General features: G+C 62.6%; 13 protein-coding genes. 9 read left to right on the top strand and 4 right to left on the bottom strand.

Annotated features, from left to right (window positions below; all coding sequences use genetic code 11):
- Positions 1–110 precede the first annotated feature (110 nt).
- Positions 111–947: a 23S rRNA (adenine(2030)-N(6))-methyltransferase RlmJ gene (rlmJ, locus tag J1G37_RS08910; RefSeq protein ID WP_017734897.1), complete on the top strand. Its 837-nt coding sequence runs from the start codon at positions 111–113 to the stop codon at positions 945–947.
- 96 nt (positions 948–1,043) lie between these two features.
- Here rlmJ and msrA read toward each other — a convergent pair whose 3' ends face one another.
- From msrA to aceE, 4 genes are all read right to left on the bottom strand, one after another.
- Positions 1,044–1,691, bottom strand: a complete 648-nt coding sequence (msrA, locus tag J1G37_RS08905; protein ID WP_017734898.1) for a peptide-methionine (S)-S-oxide reductase MsrA — start codon at positions 1,689–1,691, stop codon at positions 1,044–1,046.
- Between the two features lie 73 nt (positions 1,692–1,764).
- Positions 1,765–4,458: an EAL domain-containing protein gene (locus tag J1G37_RS08900; protein WP_207041210.1), complete on the bottom strand. Its 2,694-nt coding sequence runs from the start codon at positions 4,456–4,458 to the stop codon at positions 1,765–1,767.
- Positions 4,459–4,774: 316 nt separating this feature from the next.
- Positions 4,775–6,415 (bottom strand): dihydrolipoyllysine-residue acetyltransferase, encoded by a 1,641-nt coding sequence (gene aceF / locus J1G37_RS08895; protein ID WP_207041209.1) that lies wholly within the window; start codon positions 6,413–6,415, stop codon positions 4,775–4,777.
- A gap of 11 nt (positions 6,416–6,426) precedes the next feature.
- On the bottom strand, positions 6,427–9,072 hold the full coding sequence (aceE, locus tag J1G37_RS08890; protein WP_207041207.1) for a pyruvate dehydrogenase (acetyl-transferring), homodimeric type: 2,646 nt from the start codon (positions 9,070–9,072) through the stop codon (positions 6,427–6,429).
- 383 nt (positions 9,073–9,455) lie between these two features.
- Between aceE and glnE the strand changes: the two genes are divergently transcribed.
- The 8 genes from glnE to J1G37_RS08850 are packed head-to-tail and all read left to right on the top strand — an operon-like array spanning position 9,456 to position 19,396.
- Positions 9,456–12,395, top strand: coding sequence for a bifunctional [glutamate--ammonia ligase]-adenylyl-L-tyrosine phosphorylase/[glutamate--ammonia-ligase] adenylyltransferase (glnE, locus tag J1G37_RS08885; protein ID WP_207041205.1), 2,940 nt, complete (start codon positions 9,456–9,458; stop codon positions 12,393–12,395).
- A gap of 54 nt (positions 12,396–12,449) precedes the next feature.
- A complete protein-coding gene (gene waaF, locus J1G37_RS08880) occupies positions 12,450–13,484 on the top strand; it encodes a lipopolysaccharide heptosyltransferase II (protein WP_207041203.1) in 1,035 nt (344 codons plus the stop codon).
- 1 nt (position 13,485) lies between these two features.
- On the top strand, positions 13,486–14,547 hold the full coding sequence (gene waaC / locus J1G37_RS08875) for a lipopolysaccharide heptosyltransferase I (protein WP_207041201.1): 1,062 nt from the start codon (positions 13,486–13,488) through the stop codon (positions 14,545–14,547).
- The gene (locus J1G37_RS08870) at positions 14,547–15,671 is read left to right on the top strand and encodes a glycosyltransferase family 4 protein (protein WP_207041199.1); all 1,125 of its coding nucleotides are present in this window, start codon (positions 14,547–14,549) and stop codon (positions 15,669–15,671) included. Before waaC ends, J1G37_RS08870 begins: the two co-directional genes overlap by 1 nt.
- On the top strand, positions 15,668–16,474 hold the full coding sequence (gene rfaP / locus J1G37_RS08865; protein ID WP_207041197.1) for a lipopolysaccharide core heptose(I) kinase RfaP: 807 nt from the start codon (positions 15,668–15,670) through the stop codon (positions 16,472–16,474). Before J1G37_RS08870 ends, rfaP begins: the two co-directional genes overlap by 4 nt.
- Positions 16,474–17,208, top strand: coding sequence for a lipopolysaccharide kinase InaA family protein (locus J1G37_RS08860; protein WP_207041195.1), 735 nt, complete (start codon positions 16,474–16,476; stop codon positions 17,206–17,208). The genes rfaP and J1G37_RS08860 overlap by 1 nt, the downstream gene beginning before the upstream one ends.
- On the top strand, positions 17,205–17,957 hold the full coding sequence (locus J1G37_RS08855; RefSeq protein WP_207041193.1) for a lipopolysaccharide kinase InaA family protein: 753 nt from the start codon (positions 17,205–17,207) through the stop codon (positions 17,955–17,957). The genes J1G37_RS08860 and J1G37_RS08855 overlap by 4 nt, the downstream gene beginning before the upstream one ends.
- Positions 17,957–19,396 (top strand): lipopolysaccharide kinase InaA family protein, encoded by a 1,440-nt coding sequence (locus J1G37_RS08850; protein ID WP_207041191.1) that lies wholly within the window; start codon positions 17,957–17,959, stop codon positions 19,394–19,396. The genes J1G37_RS08855 and J1G37_RS08850 overlap by 1 nt, the downstream gene beginning before the upstream one ends.
- Positions 19,397–19,417: the final 21 nt, after the last annotated feature.

Below are 19,417 nucleotides of genomic sequence, written 5' to 3'. Positions count from 1 at the left end.
GATTTTTTTCAGCCAGCCACCTGCCTTTGCGGCATAAGCACCGTCTGGCATGCCGCGCTGCACCAAAGCCTGCGTAACAGGTAAACTTCGCCCCCTGCGCAGGAGCAACCATGAATTATCGTCACGCCTTTCACGCCGGCAACCACGCCGATGTCTTCAAACACCTGACCTTGACCCGCCTCATCGCCCTGATGTCGCGCAAGGAGCAGCCGTTCACCTACCTCGATACCCACGCCGGGATCGGCCTGTACGACTTGCAGGGCGACCAGGCCAACCGTACCGGTGAATACCTGGAAGGCATTGCGCGCCTGTGGGGCCAAAGTGACCTGCCGCCGCTGACCGCTGATTACATGCGCGTGCTGCACGAGATGAACCCGGATGGCCAGTTGCGCTACTACCCGGGCTCGCCGGAGCTGGCGCGCCGCCTTACGCGGCCACAGGACCGCGTGCTGCTCAACGAAAAGCACCCGGAAGACGGCGTGCTGCTCAAAGACAACATGAAAGGTGATCGCCGCGTCAAAGTGCACCTGGGTGAAGGCTGGCATGTGCCGCGCGCCTTGTTGCCGGTGCCGGAAAAACGCGCGTTGATGCTGATCGACCCGCCGTTCGAGAAACTCGACGAGATGCAGCGCTGCGCCGCGTCCCTCAAGGAAGCTGTGAGCCGCATGCGCCAGACCGTCGCCGCCATCTGGTACCCGGTGAAGGACCAGCGCATGTTGCGCCGTTTCTACCAGGACCTGGCCGGCACGGGCGCGCCGAAGCTGTTGCGTGTGGAGTTGTTGGTGCATCCATTGGATACGCCGAACACCCTGACGGGCTCGGGCCTGGCGATTGCCAACCCGCCGTGGGGTTTGGAAGAGGAGTTGCGTGAGCTGCTGCCGTGGTTGTCCAAGCAGCTGGGGCAAACCCAGGGTGGGTGGCAGATGGATTGGTTGATCGCTGAGTAATCAGGCGCCTGGCAGGGCGCTATCGCGGGCAAGCCCGCTCCCACAGGGGATTGCGTTCAAACTGTGGGAGCGGGCTTGCCCGCGATGCTTTTGGCGTCAGATCGGGCAGGTCACGCCCGTGCCGCCAATCCCGCAATAACCCTGCGGGTTCTTCGCCAGGTACTGCTGGTGATACGCCTCGGCGAAGTACACCGTCGGCGCTTCGTCGATCTCGGTGGTGATCTCACCCAGCCCGGCCTTGGTCAGCTCTTGCTGATAAGCCTGTGCGCTGGCTTTCGCCGCGTCCAATTGCTCCGGCGTGGTCGCATAGATCACCGAGCGGTACTGGCTGCCGATGTCGTTGCCCTGGCGCATGCCCTGGGTCGGGTTGTGCAGTTCCCAGAACATCTTCAGCAGGTCTTCGTATTTCACTTTGGCCTGGTCATACACCACCAGCACCACTTCGCTGTGGCCGGTCAGGCCCGAGCAGACTTCTTCGTAGGTCGGGTTCGGCGTGAAGCCGCCGGCGTAGCCGACCACGCTGCTGACCACGCCGTCGCGCTGCCAGAACTTGCGCTCGGCGCCCCAGAAGCAACCCAGGCCGAAGATCGCGAAACCGACGTCATCCAGGAAGGGCCCCAGCAGCGGGTTACCGTTGACGAAGTGGGTTTCCGGCAGCGCCATCGGGGTTTCGCGGCCAGGCAAAGCTTGTTCTGCAGTAGGAAGCACGTTTTTATTCACCAGAATTTCCGAGCGCAAGACCATGATCAGTCCTCTCGTCAGGTTGAGTTAGCGGTAAAGAGTCAGACAGCCAGTCTGCCCGAGTGTTACCACGCTGTCAGGCGACAGGTCCGCGTGGATAGCGCTTGAGCATAGCAAACAGCTCTGCGCCGGGGATTGGCCGGTCGAACAGGTAGCCCTGGCCGACGTCACAGCGATGCCGGCGCAGGAACGCCAGCTGTTCAGCGGTCTCGATACCTTCAGCCACGACCTTGAGCTTGAGGTTGTGGGCCATGGCGATCACCGCCGAGGTGATTTCCATATCGTCCTGGTTGTCCGGGATTTCATGGATGAAGCTGCGATCGATCTTGATGATGTCGATCGGGAATTTTTTCAAGTAGCTCAGCGACGAGTAGCCGGTGCCGAAATCGTCCATGGCCAGGGTCAGGCCAAAGCTCTTCAATTGATCAAGCTGCAGGCGCGTGTCCTCGGTGGCTTCCAGCAGCAAGCCTTCGGTCAGCTCCAGCTCCAGCAGGTTCGCCGGCAGGTCTTCTTCCTTGAGGATGGTGGCAATCGAGGCCACCAGGTCCGGGTCGGAGAACTGCTTGGGCGACAGGTTGATCGCAACCTGCAAGTTGCCCATGCCGGCGGCGCTCAGTTGCTTGCTCATGCGGCAGGCCTGGCGCGCGATCCACTTGCCGATGGGGATGATCAAGCCGGTCTCTTCCGCCACGCTGATGAACTGGTCGGGGCGGATCATGCCTTTTTCCGGGTGGTTCCAGCGCAGCAGCGCTTCCATGCCCAGCAAGCGGCCGCTGCGCAGGCACAGCTTGGGCTGGTAGAACACGTCCAGCTCGTTTTGGGTCAGGGCGCGGCGCAGGTTGTTTTCGACGAACAGCTTGTAGCTGGCTTCGGCGTTGAGTGCTTCGGTGAACACCTGCACCTGATGTTTGCCGTTGGCCTTGGCCTTGTGCAGGGCCAGGCCGGCGTTGCGCATCAGGGTTTGCGGGTCGCGACCGTGCAAGGGCGCGCAGGCCAGGCCCACGGAGCCGGTAACGCTGATCAATTGGTTGTCGACGAACATCGGCTTGTCGAGGGTCGCCAATAGTTGGCTGGCGACTTGCTGGCCGGTTTCCAGGTCGGTGTCGTCGAGCAGCACGGCGAATTCGTTACTGGCAAACCGCGCCAGGCTGCCGCCGGCGCTGAGGCTGTTGCGCAGGCGCCGGGCCAGGCTGATCAGCAGTTTGTCGCCGGTCTGGTGGCCGAGGCTGTCGTTGATGCGCTTGAAGTTGTCGATGTCCACCAGCAGCAGGCTGATCGGGCTGTCGCTGTCGCGGGCAAATCGTTCGTCGAGGTTGCGGATAAACGCCGGGCGGTTGCCCAGGTTGGTCAGGTTGTCGGTGTAGGCCAGGCGCTCGATGCGCTGCTGGGCCAGCTTGGTCTGGGTGATGTCTTCGTAGATGCCGATGTAGTGCGTCAGCTCACGGTTGTCGCCGTAGACCTTGGAGATCGACAGCTGGCCCCAGTAGGGTTCGAGGTTTTTGCGCCGGCTCTTGAACTCGCCCTGCCAGCTGTTGCTCTTGGCCAGGCTGGAAGGGGCGTCGAACAGCAGCTCGCTGAGGTTCTCCAGCGCCGGCAGTTGCGCCAGGCGGTGGCCGTGGACTTCTTCGGCGCTGTACTGGGTGATCGCGGTAAAGCTTGGGTTGACGTACTCGACCACGCCGTCGCAATTGACCAGCAGAAAGGCGTTGGCGCTTTGTTCCACCGCACGCTGGAACAGGTGCAGGGCGCTGGTGGCGGTACGCCGGTTGTGGTTGTTGATGACTTGCGCGAACTGGTCCGCCAGCTCGCCGGCAAAGGCAATCTCGTCGGCCTGCCAGATGCGCGGGCTGCGGCCTTGCTCCAGGCAGAGCACGCCGACCACCTGGCCATCCACGCGGATGCTGGCGTCGAGCAGGGCCTGGATGTCCTTGGCGCGCAGCTCTTCAGCCAGTTCGCGGGTGCGCGGGTCGCGCAGGGCGTTGGTGGCGTCGATCGCGCGGCTGCTGTGCAGGGCCTCCAGGTAGTCCGGGAAGCCGCTGGCATCGATGGGGTCGGGCATGTAGTGCTGCTGGTCGGCGCGCAGGTAAGCGGCAATCGGCACCAGGCGTTGGTCTTCGAGGTGCCAGATGCGCGCGCTGTCGACCTGGTAGATTTCACAGGCGCTGCGGGTGATCAGCTCGGCGGCTTCCTGTAGCGAATTGTTCGCGGTGTAGCGCTGGCGGGCCAGCAGCAGGATCAGCTCCTGTTGGGCGCGCACACGTTCCAGGTGCTGCAATTGTTCTTGCTGCGCGCGCTGGTTGAGCTCCAGGGCGATCTGCAGGCGGCTGTTCTGGCTTTCCAGGTCGGCCGTAGGGGCCGTCGTCGGGACTTCGCTGAACAGGCCGTCGACCACCATCAAGTAGCCGCGCAACAGGTGGCGATTGTGTTGTTTGTAGGCCTCGCCCATTTCCAGCAGGCTCAGCGGGCCGTCGCTGGTGTGCAGGGTGTAGCGCACCAGATAGTGGGGGCTGTGGCTCAGTTGTTGCTGGATCGCGTCATGCAGCTGATAGCGCGCTTGGGGCTCCATCAGGCTGGCGTAGGGGGTGCCGAGCAGGGCACACAACTCGACCGCCGGCAGGCCGAATTGGCGTTCGCAATTGGGGTCGAGGTAGAGCAGGGCCCAGCTTGCCTCATTCAGCCGCTCGAAACGCAGCATACCGAGGCGCGAAGGCACCGGTAATTGCGTCACTACCTCGGCCGCCATACGGGCGACATCGGGTTGGCTTTTCATGGGGGAAACTCGCTTGGGAAAATGCGCACGGCGCTGGGCTCACGCCCTCTTTTCTGTCGCCTGCGGCAAGGTTGCATCATGCAGCACACACTGACAAGAGAGGATGAAGGCTAAGTGCTATAAGGGGGTTATCGGCCGCGCGGGGGATTTCTGAAATGGCGGTGATGGAAGGTGTACAAACCTGTTTTGCCTGTCCAGTTTTCACCGGAAACGCAGGCAAAAAAAGCCCCGCCAAGTGGCGGGGTTGAGGTACGAGCGTGGCGCTCGGAAATCGGTGCAACCGAGCCGCCCCGGTGAAAGGGCGGCCCGTTGAGACTTACAGCAGAATGGTGCGGATGTCGTTCAGCAACTGGCTCAGGCGCTGGGTGAAGCGTGCAGCAGCGGCGCCGTTGATCACACGGTGATCGTAGGACAACGACAGCGGCAGCATCAGCTTCGGCTGGAACGCTTTACCGTCCCACACAGGCTGGATAGTGGCCTTGGACACACCCAGGATCGCCACTTCCGGCGCGTTGACGATTGGCGTGAAGCCAGTACCGCCAATGTGCCCGAGGCTGGAGATGGTGAAGCACGCGCCCTGCATGTCGTCCGGGGTGAGCTTCTTGTCGCGGGCCTTGGCAGCCAGCGCAGCAGCCTCGGCAGCCAGTTGCAGCAGGCTCTTCTGGTCGACGTTCTTGATGACCGGTACCAGCAGGCCATCCGGCGTATCGACCGCGAAGCCGATGTTCACGTACTTCTTGCGGATGATCGCCTTGCCGCTTGGTGCCAGCGACGCGTTGAAGTCCGGCAGTTCCTTGAGCAGGTGCGCGCAGGCCTTGAGCAGCAGCGGCAGCACGGTCAGTTTCACGCCGGCCTTCTCGGCCACGGCTTTCTGCGCGATGCGGAAAGCTTCCAGGTCGGTGATGTCGGCCTGGTCGAACTGGGTCACGTGCGGGATGTTCAGGTAGCTGGCGTGCAGACCGGCCGCGCCGATTTGCATCAGGCGGGTCATCGGCACTTCTTCGGTCTCGCCGAAGCGGCTGAAGTCCACGGTGCGGATCGGCGGAATGCCCGAACCACCCGTCGCGCCGCCGGCAGCCGGAGCTTCCTTGGCTTTGTGCATCATGGCCTTGACGTAAACCTGCACGTCTTCCTTCAGCACACGGCCGTGGGGGCCGGTGGCTGCGACGGCGTTCAGCTCAACGCCGAACTCGCGAGCCAGTTGACGCACGGCAGGGCCGGCGTGAACCTTGGCACCGCTTGGCGCAGGTGCAGCAGCCACTGGCGCCGGAGCGGCCTCGGCTTTTGCAGCAGGCGCAGGAGCGGCAGCAGGAGCAGCTTCAGCCTTGGCAGCCGGAGCGGCGGCAGGAGTTGGAGCAGCAGCAGGCGCAGCGCCTTGTACTTTCAGCTTGAGGATGAAATCGCCAGTGCCGACTTCGTCTTCCAGCTTGACCGCGATGCTTTCCACCACGCCGGCAGCCGGCGAAGGGATTTCCATGGAGGCCTTGTCGGACTCCAGGGTGATCAGCGACTGGTCGGCTTCGACGGTGTCGCCGACCTTGACCAGCAGCTCGATGATCTTGGCCTTGCCCGACGAACCGATATCCGGCACGTGGATGTCCTGGACCGAAGCGGCGGCCGGAGCAGCAGCCGGGGCCGCAGGGGCCTCGGCTGGCTTCTCGGCAGGCGCCGGTGCAGCAGCGGCAGCCGGAGCAGCCGCTGGCGCAGGGGCCGCATCAGCGGCACCTTCGATTTCCAGTTCCAGCAGTTCGTCGCCTTCTTTCAGGCGGTCGCCCAGCTTCACTTTCAGGCTCTTGACCACGCCGGCCTTGGGAGCAGGGATTTCCATGCTCGCCTTGTCCGATTCCAGGGTCAGGATGCTCTGGTCGGCTTCGACTTTGTCGCCGACCTTCACAAACAGCTCGATTACTTCACCTTCACCGCTGCCGATGTCAGGTACGCGAATGAGTTCGCTCACAAAAAGTCTCCTCAGCAGTCCAGTGGGTTGCGTTTTTCCGGGTTGATCCCGAACTTGACGATAGCGTCTGCTACCACCTTAGGTTCGATCTCACCACGGTCAGCCAAGGCTTCCAGGGCTGCCAACACCACGAAGTGACGGTCGACTTCGAAGAAGTGACGCAGCTTCTTGCGGCTGTCACTGCGGCCGAAACCGTCGGTGCCCAGGACTTTGAATTCCTTGGACGGGACCCACTGGCGAATTTGTTCGGCGAACAGCTTCATGTAGTCGGTAGAGGCAATGACTGGACCCTTACGGCCGGCCAGGCACTCTTCGACGTAGCTCTTCGCTGGTTTTTGACCAGGCTTGAGGCGGTTGCTGCGCTCTACGGCCAGGCCGTCGCGACGCAGTTCGTTGAAGCTGGTGACGCTCCACACGTCGGCGCCGACGTTGAACTCTTCACGCAGGATCTTCGCCGCTTCACGCACTTCGCGCAGGATGGTGCCGGAGCCCATCAGCTGTACGTGGTGCGCTGTTTCCTTGGTGTCTTCTTCGAGCAGGTACATGCCCTTGATGATGCCTTCTTCCACGCCAGCCGGCATTGCAGGCTGCTGGTAGGACTCGTTCATCACGGTGATGTAGTAGAAAACGTCCTGCTGCTCTTCGGTCATCTTCTTCATGCCGTCCTGGATGATCACCGCCAGCTCATAGCCGTAGGTTGGATCAAAGGTGCGGCAGTTCGGGATGGTGGCAGCCAGGATGTGGCTGTGACCGTCTTCGTGTTGCAGGCCTTCGCCGTTCAGGGTGGTCCGGCCAGCGGTACCGCCGATCAGGAAGCCACGGGTACGGCTGTCGCCTGCGGCCCAAGCCAGGTCGCCAATACGCTGGAAGCCGAACATCGAGTAGAAGATGTAAAACGGCAGCATCGGCTGGTTGTGGCTGGAGTACGAAGTACCGGCAGCGATGAAGGAGCTCATGGCGCCCGCTTCGTTGATGCCTTCTTCGAGGATCTGGCCTTTCTTGTCTTCCTTGTAGAACATCACCTGGTCTTTATCGACTGGCTCGTAGAGCTGGCCGACGGAGGAGTAGATGCCCAACTGACGGAACATGCCTTCCATACCGAAGGTACGGGCTTCGTCCGGGATGATCGGGACGATGCGCGGGCCGATGTCCTTGTCCTTGACCAGCTGCGCCAAGATACGCACGAAGGCCATGGTGGTGGAAATTTCACGGTCGCCCGAGCCGTCCAGGATTGCCTTGAGGGTGCTCAAGTCCGGAGTCGGTACGCTGAAGCTGTTGGCGCGGCGCTGTGGCACGAAACCGCCCAGTGCAGTGCGACGCTCGCTCAGGTAGCGGGCTTCGGCGCTGTTTGGCTCTGGCTTGAAGAACGGCAGGTCTTCCAGCTCTTCGTCCTTGACCGGGATGTCGAAACGGTCGCGGAACAACTTCAGGCTTTCAACATCAACTTTCTTGGTGTTGTGCGCAGTGTTCTTCGCTTCGCCGGCACCGGTGCCATAACCCTTGATGGTCTTGGCCAGGATGACGGTCGGTTGTTCTTTGTGGTTGACCGCTTCGTGGTACGCCGCGTAGACCTTGTACGGGTCGTGGCCGCCACGGTTGAGTTTCCAGATCTCGTCGTCGGACAGGTCTGCAACCATCGCCTTGAGTTCTGGCGTGTTGAAGAAGTGTTCACGCACGAACGCGCCGTCTTTGGCTTTGTAGTTCTGGTACTCGCCGTCGATGACTTCGTCCATGCGGCGTTGCAGGATACCGTCGACGTCCTTGGCCAGCAGTGGGTCCCAGAAACGGCCCCAGATGACCTTGGTCACGTTCCACTGAGCACCACGGAACACGCCTTCGAGTTCCTGGATGATCTTGCCGTTGCCGCGAACCGGGCCGTCGAGGCGCTGCAGGTTGCAGTTGATGACGAAGATCAGGTTGTCCAGCTTCTCGCGGCCAGCCAGGGAGATGGCACCCAGGGATTCCGGCTCGTCACACTCGCCGTCGCCCAGGAAGCACCAGACTTTCTGCTTGCCTTCAGGGATGAAGCCACGGGCTTCCAGGTACTTCATGAAACGTGCCTGGTAGATCGCCTGGATCGGACCCAGACCCATGGAAACGGTCGGGAACTGCCAGAAATCAGGCATCAGCCAAGGGTGCGGGTACGACGACAGGCCGCCACCGTCCACTTCCTGGCGGAAATTGTTCATCTGGTCTTCGGTGATGCGACCTTCCATGAACGCACGGGCGTAGACGCCTGGCGAGGTGTGGCCCTGGAAGTAGATCAGGTCGCCGCCGTGTTCGTCGGTCGGAGCCTGGAAGAAGTAGTTGAAGCCGATGTCATACAGGGTTGCGCTGGAAGCGAAGCTGGAGATGTGACCGCCCAGGTCCGAATCTTTCAGATTCGTGCGCATTACCATCGCCATGGCGTTCCAGCGTACCAGCGAGCGAATGCGGCGTTCCATGAACAGGTCGCCAGGCATGCGTGCTTCGTGGGTAACGGGGATGGTGTTGCGGTATGGCGTGGTGATGGCGTAAGGCAACTGCGAACCGCTGCGGGTCGCGAGTTCGCCCATACGGGTCATCAGGTAGTGAGCACGGTCTTCGCCTTCTTTGTCGAGAACCGATTCCAGGGCGTCCAGCCATTCCTGGGTTTCGACGGGATCGAGGTCTTGCATGGCTTGCTCCAGGGCGGAAAGGCTACCAGAATCGGTTGCCTGAAGTTTGCGACTGGCCTTGTGGGCAGACGACATAAATTCTTGGATGGCCGAAGGTTGCTTCGGCGTCCTGTAGTTTTACTACAAATCGTCGGCCATTTCAGCCTTTCGAATGTATATACGAGTAGTAAAACTACACAAGACTGAGCGTATGGCTCGGTCTGGCTGGTGAGCATAATCGTTAATGTTGATCTTTTGCAGACAAGAAAAGGTAGAAGTTTAATGTTGCCTGCCAATAAGTACGAATTTTCAGCTATTTATAACCTTTGTTCGACAGTCCATCGCCGCGCTGGGTTCTTGCAGTCATCACAACAAGCCAAATACGCGCCGATCAAGGATAGACCATGAGCCTTCCAACGCTGGCCAAACTACCGGCCATCCTCCTGCCTTACGCCAGCCGGGCCGAGCAGTCATTTCGTGACGCCGTAGCCACGCTGGGCGACGATCATGGCCTTTCTGCGTGGTCGCCGCAACGGTGGGCCGACTTCGCCCGCGTGTGTGCGGCCAGTGATTTTGTCATTCAACAGAGCGTTCGTGACCCTTTGATGTTGTTGGAGCTGGTGGCCTGGGGCGAGCTGGACCGCGGTTTCGCCCCCGGCGAACTGTGCGGGCAGATTGCTGGCGCGGTGCAACAGGTCGAAACAGAAGATGAGCTGGGCCGCGTCCTGCGCCGCCAGCGCACCCGCCAGCAAGTGCGCATCATCTGGCGCGACCTGACCCGCCAGGCCGACCTGGTGCAAACCTGCCGCGACCTGTCCGACATGGCCGACGCCAGCATCGACCAGGCTTATCAGTGGCTGTACCAGCGCCACTGCGCCCAGTTCGGCACGCCCACTGGCCGGCGCAGCGGCGAGCCGCAGCAAATGGTCATCCTCGGCATGGGCAAGCTCGGCGCGGTGGAGCTGAACCTGTCGTCGGATATCGACCTGATCTTCGCCTACCCCGAAGGCGGCGAAACCGTGGGCGTGAAGCGCGCGTTGGATAACCAGGAGTTTTTCATTCGCCTTGGTCAAAAATTGATCAAGGCCCTTGACCCAATGACTGTCGATGGTTTTGTGTTCCGTGTCGATATGCGCCTGCGTCCCTATGGTTCGTCGGGCTCGCTGGTGCTCAGCTTCAACGCGCTGGAACAGTATTACCAGGACCAGGGCCGCGACTGGGAACGCTACGCCATGATCAAGGCGCGCGTGGTCGCGGGTGACCAGGTCGCCGGTGCGCAACTGCTCGACATGCTGCGCCCGTTCGTCTACCGCCGTTACCTGGACTTCTCCGCCATCGAAGCGCTGCGCACCATGAAGCAGTTGATCCAGCAGGAAGTGCGGCGCAAAGGCATGGCCGACAATATCAAGCTGGGCTCGGGTGGCATCCGCGAGGTGGAATTTATCGCCCAGGCCTTCCAGCTGATCCACGGCGGCCGTGATCTCAGCTTGCAACAGCGTCCGCTGCTCAAGGTGCTAGGCACCCTGGAAGGGCAGGGTTACCTGCCGCCGGCGGTGATCGCTGAGTTGCGCGATGGCTACGAATTCCTGCGTTACACCGAGCATGCAATCCAGGCGATTGCCGACCGCCAGACACAAATGCTCCCGGACACCCCGGAAGACCAGGCACGCATTGCCTTTATGCTGGGCTTTGAGGACTGGGCCGCGTTCCACGAGCGCTTGATGTACTGGCGCGGCCGAGTCGACTGGCATTTCCGTCAAGTCATCGCCGACCCGGATGAAGAAGAGGGCGAAGAAAGCGAATTGGTCGTGGGCGGCGAGTGGTTGCCGCTGTGGGAAGAATCCCAAGATGAAGAGGCTGCCTGTCGGCAGTTGGCCGAAGGCGGTTTCAGCGATGCCGCCAAGGCCCTCAAGGCCCTGGCGGGTCTGCGCAACAGCCCGCAATTGCGCGCCATGCAGCGCCTTGGTCGCGAGCGCCTGGATGCGTTTATCCCGCGCCTGCTGGCCCAGGCGGTCGAACACGCCAACCCGGACCTGGTGCTGGAGCGCGTATTGCCGCTGGTGGAGGCTGTCGCGCGGCGTTCCGCTTATCTGGTGCTGCTCACGGAAAACCCCGACGCCCTGCGTCGCCTGTTGACCCTGTGCGCCGCCAGCCCGTGGATTGCCGAGCAAATCACCCGCTTCCCGCTGCTGCTCGATGAATTGCTCAACGAAGGCCGCCTGTTCAAGCCGCCGCTGGCGCCGGAACTCGCCGCCGAACTGCGCGAGCGCCTCACGCGCATTCCCGAGGACGACCTTGAGCAGCAGATGGAAGCCCTGCGCCATTTCAAACTGGCCCACCGCCTGCGCGTCGCCGCCTCGGAAATCGCCGGCAGCCTGCCGTTGATGAAAGTCAGCGACTACTTGACCTGGCTCGCCGAAGCCATCCTTGAGCAAGTACTGGCCCTGGCCTGGCGCCAGACCGTGGCCCGCCATGGCTCGCCGCAGCGCGTGGACGGCACCCTGTGCGATCCTGGGTTCATCATTGTCGGTTATGGCAAAGTCGGCGGCATCGAACTGGGGCATGGTTCGGACCTGGACCTGGTGTTTATCCACGACGGCGACCCGCAGGCCGAGACCGACGGCGCCAAGCCGATCGATGGCGCGCAGTTCTTCACGCGCCTGGGTCAGCGCATCATTCACCTGCTGACCACCCAGACCAACTCCGGGCAGTTATATGAAGTGGACATGCGCCTGCGACCTTCCGGCGCATCCGGGTTGTTGGTCAGTTCGCTGGGGGCCTTCGAGCGCTATCAGGAAAATGAAGCCTGGACCTGGGAACACCAGGCCCTGATCCGCGCGCGGGTGTTGGTGGGCAGCCAGGATGTGGGCCATGCGTTCGAACAGGTGCGGGCCAAAGTACTAGGGCGTGATCGCGACCTGGCCACGCTGCGCCAGGAGGTCAGCGAGATGCGCGCCAAGATGCGTGAGAACCTCGGCACCAGGGGCACGACGGCCGGCACAGGTGCCAATGCCTTTGAAGCCACGGTGCTGTTCGACCTCAAGCAGGACGCCGGTGGTATCGTCGATATTGAATTTATGGTGCAATACGCGGCTTTGGCGTGGTCTGCGCAACATCCATCGTTGCTGCGCTACACCGACAATATCCGCATTCTGGAAGGCCTGGAGCAGGTGGGCTTGATGCCCGCTGCCGATGCCCATCTGCTGCGCGAGGTGTATAAGGCCTACCGTTCTGCCGCGCACCGCCAGGCCTTGCAAAACGAGGCCGGCACGGTGGCTGGGGATCAGTTCGCCGACGAACGGCGCCAGGTGATGCGAATCTGGCAGGAGCTGGGGTTAAGCTGAAACACTATTACGGCGGGGAGGCATAAGCCTCCCCGCATCGTTTGTGGAAACTACATGAATATTCTGATCGTTGGGCCCAGTTGGGTCGGTGACATGGTGATGGCACAGACACTGTTCCAGTGCCTGAAGCAACGTCATCCCGACTGCCAGATCGACGTGCTCGCCCCTGAGTGGAGCCGCCCGATCCTCGAACGCATGCCCGAAGTGCGCGCGGCCTTGAGCTTCCCGCTCGGCCACGGCGCCCTGGAGCTGGCAACCCGTCGGCGCATCGGCAAATCCCTGGCCGGGCAGTACGACCAGGCGATCCTGCTGCCCAACTCGCTGAAGTCGGCGCTGGTGCCGTATTTCGCCGGCATTCCCAAACGCACCGGCTGGCGCGGCGAATTCCGCTACGTGCTGCTCAATGACGTGCGCACCCTCGACAAAGCGCGTTACCCGCTGATGATCGAGCGCTTCATGGCCCTGGCGTACGAGCCGGGGGCCGAGTTGCCCAAGCCGTATCCGCGCCCGAGCCTGCAGATCGACCCCGTGAGCCGCGATGCCGCCCTGGCCAAGTTCGGCCTGACCCTGGATCGCCCGGTGTTGGCGCTGTGCCCGGGCGCCGAGTTTGGCGAGTCCAAGCGCTGGCCGTCGGAGCATTACGCCAAGGTCGCCGAGGCGAAAATCCGCGAAGGCTGGCAGGTGTGGCTGTTTGGTTCGAAGAAGGATCACCCGGTGGGCGAAGACATTCGCCAGCGCCTGATCCCCGGCCTGCGCGAAGAAGCGGTGAACCTCAGCGGCGACACCTCGCTGGCCGAGGCCATCGACCTGTTGTCCTGCGCCGATTCGGTGGTGTCCAACGACTCTGGCCTGATGCACGTCGCGGCGGCGCTGAACCGCCCGTTGGTGGCGGTGTACGGCTCCACGTCGCCGGGTTTCACCCCGCCGCTGGCCGACAAGGTCGAAGTGGTGCGCCTGGGTCTGGATTGCAGCCCATGTTTTGATCGTACTTGCCGTTTCGGCCACTACAACTGCATGCGCCAGTTGCTGCCGCAACCGGTGAACGAAGCCTTGCAGCGGTTGCAAGGTTCTGCGGTCGAGGTCCGATAGTTTGCGCGTACTGGTAATCAAGACCTCATCCCTGGGCGACGTGATCCACGCCTTGCCGGCACTCACTGATGCCGCGCGGGCGATCCCCGGCATTCAATTCGACTGGGTGGTGGAAGAAGGCTTCGCCGAGATTCCCACCTGGCACCCGGCGGTCGACAAGGTGATCCCGGTGGCGATTCGCCGCTGGCGCAAAAACATCTGGCAGACCATCAAGAGTGGCGAGTGGCGACGCTTCAAACAGCGTGTTCAAGCGACCAAATATGACTTGGTGATCGACGCCCAGGGCCTGCTGAAAAGCGCCTGGCTGACCCGCTACGTGCGCGCGCCAGTGGCCGGGTTCGACAAAAACTCGGCCCGTGAGCCGATGGCCGCACGCTTCTACTCCCGCCGCCTGGCCGTGGCACGTGGCCAACACGCGGTGGAGCGCTTGCGCCAACTGTTTGCCGTGGCCCTCGGTTATGACCTGCCCAAGGGCCTGGGTGACTACGGCCTGAGCGTCGAAAAGTTGCTCGGCCTGCCGCCGAAAAAGCCCTTCGTCCTGCTGCTGCACGGCACCACCTGGGACACCAAGCACTGGCCCGAAGCCTACTGGCGCGAGCTGGCCGAACGCATGGGCCGCCTCGGTGTGGACGTGAAGCTGCCGTGGGGCAACGCCGCCGAAAAAGCCCGCGCCGACCGCCTGGCCCACGGCCTGCCAAACGCCGAAGTGCTGCCCAAGCTGAACCTGGCCGGCGTCGCCCGCGTGCTGGCCGGCGCTCGCGCCTGTGTGGCGGTAGACACGGGCCTCGGTCACCTGGCGGCCGCGTTGGACGTACCGACCATTTCCCTGTTCGGTCCCACCAATCCGGGCCTGACCGGTGCCTACGGCAAGGGCCAGATTCACCTGGGCAGCGACTTCCCCTGCGCGCCCTGCCTGCAAAAGCAATGTACCTATCAACCGACGGCCGACGACCTGCGTCGGTTCGACCTCAAGCGCGAGTCGCCCCTGTGCTTCACGCGCCTGAACCCTGAGCGTGTGGCCAGCCGACTGAGCACGTTGTTATTGGCTGAGGAGCTGCACTGATGCAACTGGCTTTCGTTTTGTACAAATACTTCCCCTTCGGTGGCTTGCAGCGCGACTTCATGCGCATCGCCCTGGAGTGCCAGCAGCGCGGCCACCAGATTCGCGTGTACACGCTGATCTGGGAAGGCGACATCCCGCCCGGCTTCGAAGTGCTGGTGGCGCCGGTCAAGGCGTTCTTCAACCACCGGCGCAACGAAAAGCTCAGTGCCTGGATGGAAGCGGATCTGGCCAAGCGCCCGGTGGATCGCCTGATCGGCTTCAACAAAATGCCCGGCCTGGACGTGTACTACGCCGCCGACGGCTGCTTTGAAGACAAGGCACAAAACCTGCGCCATTCGCTGTACCGCTACTTTGGCCGCTACAAGCACTTCGCCGAGTACGAGCGCGCGGTGTTTGCCAAGGACGCGAAGACCGAAGTGCTGATGATTTCCGAAGTGCAGCAGCCGCTGTTCATCAAGCATTACGACACGCCGCTGGAACGCTTCCACCTGCTGCCGCCGGGCATTGCCCAGGACCGTCGCGCACCGCCGAATGCCGCTGAAATCCGCGAAGGTTTCCGCAAGGAATTCAACCTCGCTGACGACGACCTGCTGCTGGTGCAGATCGGCTCGGGCTTCAAGACCAAGGGCGTCGACCGCAGCCTCAAGGCCGTGGCCGCGCTGCCGGCGGAGCTGAAAAAACGCACGCGCCTGTTTGTGATCGGCCAGGACGACCCCAAGGTATTCCAACTGCAAAGCGCCACGCTGGGGCTGGGGGACAACGTGCAGTTCCTCAAGGGTCGCAGCGACATCCCGCGCTTCCTGTTGGGCGCCGACCTGTTGATCCACCCGGCGTACAACGAAAACACCGGCACCGTGTTGCTCGAAGCGCTGGTGGCCGGCTTGCCGGTGCTGGTCTCGGCCGTGTGCGGTTATGCCCACTACATCGCCGAAGCCGACTGCGGCAAAGTGCTGGATGAGCCGTTCGAACAAACGCAGCTCAACACGTACCTAGCGCAAATGCTCAGCGACACTGCACAGCGCGCGGCCTGGGGCCGCAATGGGTTGGCCTTCGCCGAGACGGCCGACCTCTATAGCATGCCGCAGCACGCTGCGGATGTGATTCTGGCGGAGCCGAAACGATGAAGTTGATTCTTGCCGAACCGTTCAAGACGTTATGGGCCGGGCGTGACGCCTTTGCCGAAGTCGAGAAGCTGCAAGGCGAAGTATTCCGTGAACTGGCGGCGCGGCGCACCTTGCGCACCGTGGTCGAGGGCCGTCCGTATTTTGTGAAGATCCACCGTGGCATCGGTTGGGGCGAGATCTTCAAGAACCTGATCACCGCCAAGCTGCCGGTACTCGGCGCGGGCCTGGAGTGGGCGGCGATCCATCGCCTGCAAGCCCTCGGCGTGCCGACCATGACTGGCGTGGCGTTTGGCGAGAAGGGCAGCAACCCGGCGGATCAGCATTCGTTCATCATCACCGAAGAGCTGGCGCCCACCGTCAGCCTGGAAGACCTGACGATCAACTGGGTCGCCGAACCGCCGGCACCGGCGCTGCGCCATGCGCTCACCGCCGAGCTGGCGCGCATGGTCGGCGATATGCACCGGGGCGGCGTGAATCATCGCGACTGCTACCTGTGCCACTTCCTGCTGGACACTGCAAAACCCATCGACGCAAAAGACATCAAGCTGTCGGTGATCGACCTGCACCGCGCCCAATTGCGTAACCACTTGCCGCTGCGCTGGCGCGACAAGGACTTGTCCGCGCTGTATTACTCGGCGCTGGAAATCGGCCTGACCCGGCGTGACAAGTTGCGCTTCCTCAAGGGCTACTTCCGCCAGCCGCTGCGCCAGATCCTCGCCGAGCAATCGGCGTCCCTGAGCCTGATGCAGCGCAAGGCCGACAAGCTCTACGCACGCAAGCAACGATACGGGGATGCGATCTGATGGCGGGTTGGAACCTGGAACCGGCCTACGCCAACCTGGCGGATGATTTTGGCAGCCTTGAAGCAGTGTTCGCCCTGCAAGGCGAGCAGTTGACCCACGACCCGCTGTCGGAAGTGATCCGCGTGGAGCGTGGCGGGGTCAATTACTACGTCAAGCGCTACACCGGCGCCGGCAAGGGCTTGCGCCGTTACCTGGGCAAGCCACGGGTCAAGTCCGAATGGCAGAACCTCAAGCGCTTCGCCAAGTGGGGCATTCCCACCGCCGACGTGATCGCCTGGGGCCTGGAGCGCAAAGGCCTGGCGTACGACCGGGGCGCGATGATCACCCGTGAGCTGCCGCGTACCGAAGACCTGTCGGTGCTCGCCGACCGCGACGATGCGCGCCTGCACGATCCGAAGTGGGTCGATGCGGTGAGCCGCCAGCTCGCCGAATACACGCGCACCATGCATGACCACAACTTCACCCATAACGACTTGAAGTGGCGCAACCTGCTGATCGACGACCAGCAGACCCTGTACCTGATCGACTGCCCCAACGGCGCTTTCTGGCGCGGGTTCTGGCTCAAGTACCGCATCACCAAGGACCTGGCCTGTCTCGACAAGGTGGCCAAGTATCACCTGTCGGCCACCCAGCGCCTGCGTTTCTACATGCAATACCGTCAGCGCCGGCACCTGAGCGCGTCGGACAAACAGCGGATTCGCCATGTGGTGAAGTTTTTTGAGGGGCGCGAATGACTGACTTCCTGGCGGCCGAGGACCGTGCGCTGCTGGAGCGCCACGGCCTGGCCACATTCGATGCGCTGTGGGCCAAGCAACTGGACGCGGTGGACGAGCCCAACACCAGTCGCGGCGGCTGGAGCAGCGTGTTTCGCCTGGAGCTCGACGGCCACGGTTATTACCTCAAGCGCCAGAGCAACTACCTGACGCGCAGCCTGCACCGGCCGTTTGGCGAGCCGAGTTTCTCCCGGGAATTTCGCAATATCAGCCGTTACCGCAAACTCGGCATCCCGGCGTTGCAGGCCGCGTTCTATGGCGAGCGCAAGGTGGCCGGTGAGCACCGTGCGATGCTGCTGACCCGCGCGCTCGACGGCTGGAATGACTTGGATTCATTGCTCGACGAGTGGCCGCAACTGAGCGACGCCCAGCACGGCGCGATCCTGCTGGCGTGCGGGCAACTGGCGCGTCACCTGCACAGCGTCGGCCAGGTGCACGGCTGTTTTTACCCGAAGCATATTTTCCTGCAGGCCACCGGCGACGGTTACGCCGCGCAGTTGATCGACCTGGAGAAAACCCGCCCGCTGCTGTTCGGCTGGCGTGATCGGGTCAAGGATTTGGAACCGTTGTTGCGCCGCGCACCACAATGGTCTGATGCGCAGGTGCGCCAACTGTTGGCGGCGTACCTCGATCAACCCGAGGACAGTGCGCTGGTCGCCACGTGGTACCAGCGCCTGAGCGCCCGTCGTAGCCACAAGGAAAACCGTTGATGCGTTTGTCCGAGCTGAAAACTGCCGGTCGTACTCCCGACTTGCCCCTGACCATTGAACTGGCTGACGCGGCCGGCCCTGGCCAGTTGCAACTGCTCAGCCTGTTGCGTGTATTGCCGGGCGAGCGCTACGTGGGCGCGGCGGTATGGCGCGGGCGCCCGGTGCTGGCCAAGTTGTTGGTGGGCAGCAAGGCGGCGCGGCATTTTCAGCGTGAACTGAGCGGCGTGCGCCTGCTCGCCGAGCAAGGCCTGACCACGCCGCAGTTGCTGGCCGACGGCTTGCAGGACGGCGAGGGCGGCTGGCTGCTCTTTGAGTTCGTCGACGGCGCTGAAAGCCTGGCGGATGCCTGGCAGGCCGTCGAAGGTTTGCCACCGCTGGCCGACGAACAAACCGCCGTGCTCGCCGAGGCGCTGGGCGCGATTGCGCAGATGCACGCCAAGGGCCTGTGGCAGGAAGACCTGCACCTGGACAACCTGCTGCGCCAGGGCGGCAAGCTGTATTTGATCGACGGCGCGGGGATTCGCGTCGAAGCGGCGGGCAAGCCGCTGTCGCGCAACCGCGTGCTGGAAAACCTCGGGGTGTTTTTCGCCCAGTTGCCGAAAAATCTCGCTCCGTTTACCGAAGAGCTGCTGGTGTACTACCTGCTGAGCAACGGCGAACACGCCTTGCCGCTGGAGGCCCTGGAAAAACAGGTGCGCAAGGTCAGCGCGTGGCGGTTGAAGGACTTCCTCAACAAGGTCGGCCGCGAGTGCACGCTATTCAGCGTATTGCGCGGGCCGTTTGCCTTGCGTGCGGTCCGTCGCGAAGAAGAGGCCGCTCTGTTGCCAGTACTGGCGCAGGCCGATGCCTTGCTCGAGCAGGGCCACCTGTTCAAGACGGGCGGCGCGGCCACCGTGGCCAAGGTCGACGTGGCGGGTCGCCCGCTGGTGATCAAGCGCTACAACATCAAGGGTTTCGCCCATTGGCTCAAGCGTTTCTGGCGCCCGAGCCGGGCGTGGCATTCCTGGCGTGAAGGCAATCGCCTGGCGTTCCTCGGCATCGCCACACCCAAGCCGCTGGCGGTGCTGGAAAAGCGTTTTTTCTGGCTGCGCAGCCGGGCTTACCTGATCACCGAGCACTTGGCTGGGCCGGATATCATTGAGCGTTTTGCGCCTTACGTTGAGCAGGGCGATGCGCCGGAAAACGAACTGCTGGCCCTCGACCACCTGTTCGCCGAGCTGATCCGCGAGCGCATCAGCCATGGCGATTTCAAGGGGCACAACCTGTTCTGGGACAAGGACCGCTGGTCGCTGATCGACCTGGATGCCATGCGCCAACACAGCAGCGACGCCAGCTTCGCTCCGGCGTATGCCAAGGACCGTGCGCGGTTTATGCGTAACTGGTCGCAAGACTCGGCGTTGTACAAGCTCATCGATCAGCGGTTGCCCAAGCAGGTCTGAACACCATCAAACAGGATTGAG

It is taken from the genome of Pseudomonas sp. Marseille-Q1929 (assembly GCF_017316265.1).
Lineage (GTDB): Bacteria > Pseudomonadota > Gammaproteobacteria > Pseudomonadales > Pseudomonadaceae > Aquipseudomonas.
This window is presented reverse-complemented; position numbering and strand designations above follow the sequence as displayed.

What these genes read in the sequence shown, in the direction of transcription:
- rfaP (WP_207041197.1), top strand. Translation starts at nt 15,668, where the DNA reads ATGAAGTTGATTCTTGCCGAACCGTTCAAGACGTTATGGGCCGGGCGT.
- rlmJ (WP_017734897.1), top strand. Translation starts at nt 111, where the DNA reads ATGAATTATCGTCACGCCTTTCACGCCGGCAACCACGCCGATGTCTTC.
- J1G37_RS08850 (WP_207041191.1), top strand. Translation starts at nt 17,957, where the DNA reads ATGCGTTTGTCCGAGCTGAAAACTGCCGGTCGTACTCCCGACTTGCCC.
- aceE (WP_207041207.1), bottom strand. Translation starts at nt 9,072, where the DNA reads ATGCAAGACCTCGATCCCGTCGAAACCCAGGAATGGCTGGACGCCCTG.
- J1G37_RS08855 (WP_207041193.1), top strand. Translation starts at nt 17,205, where the DNA reads ATGACTGACTTCCTGGCGGCCGAGGACCGTGCGCTGCTGGAGCGCCAC.
- J1G37_RS08860 (WP_207041195.1), top strand. Translation starts at nt 16,474, where the DNA reads ATGGCGGGTTGGAACCTGGAACCGGCCTACGCCAACCTGGCGGATGAT.
- glnE (WP_207041205.1), top strand. Translation starts at nt 9,456, where the DNA reads ATGAGCCTTCCAACGCTGGCCAAACTACCGGCCATCCTCCTGCCTTAC.
- msrA (WP_017734898.1), bottom strand. Translation starts at nt 1,691, where the DNA reads ATGGTCTTGCGCTCGGAAATTCTGGTGAATAAAAACGTGCTTCCTACT.
- J1G37_RS08870 (WP_207041199.1), top strand. Translation starts at nt 14,547, where the DNA reads ATGCAACTGGCTTTCGTTTTGTACAAATACTTCCCCTTCGGTGGCTTG.
- waaF (WP_207041203.1), top strand. Translation starts at nt 12,450, where the DNA reads ATGAATATTCTGATCGTTGGGCCCAGTTGGGTCGGTGACATGGTGATG.
- J1G37_RS08900 (WP_207041210.1), bottom strand. Translation starts at nt 4,458, where the DNA reads ATGAAAAGCCAACCCGATGTCGCCCGTATGGCGGCCGAGGTAGTGACG.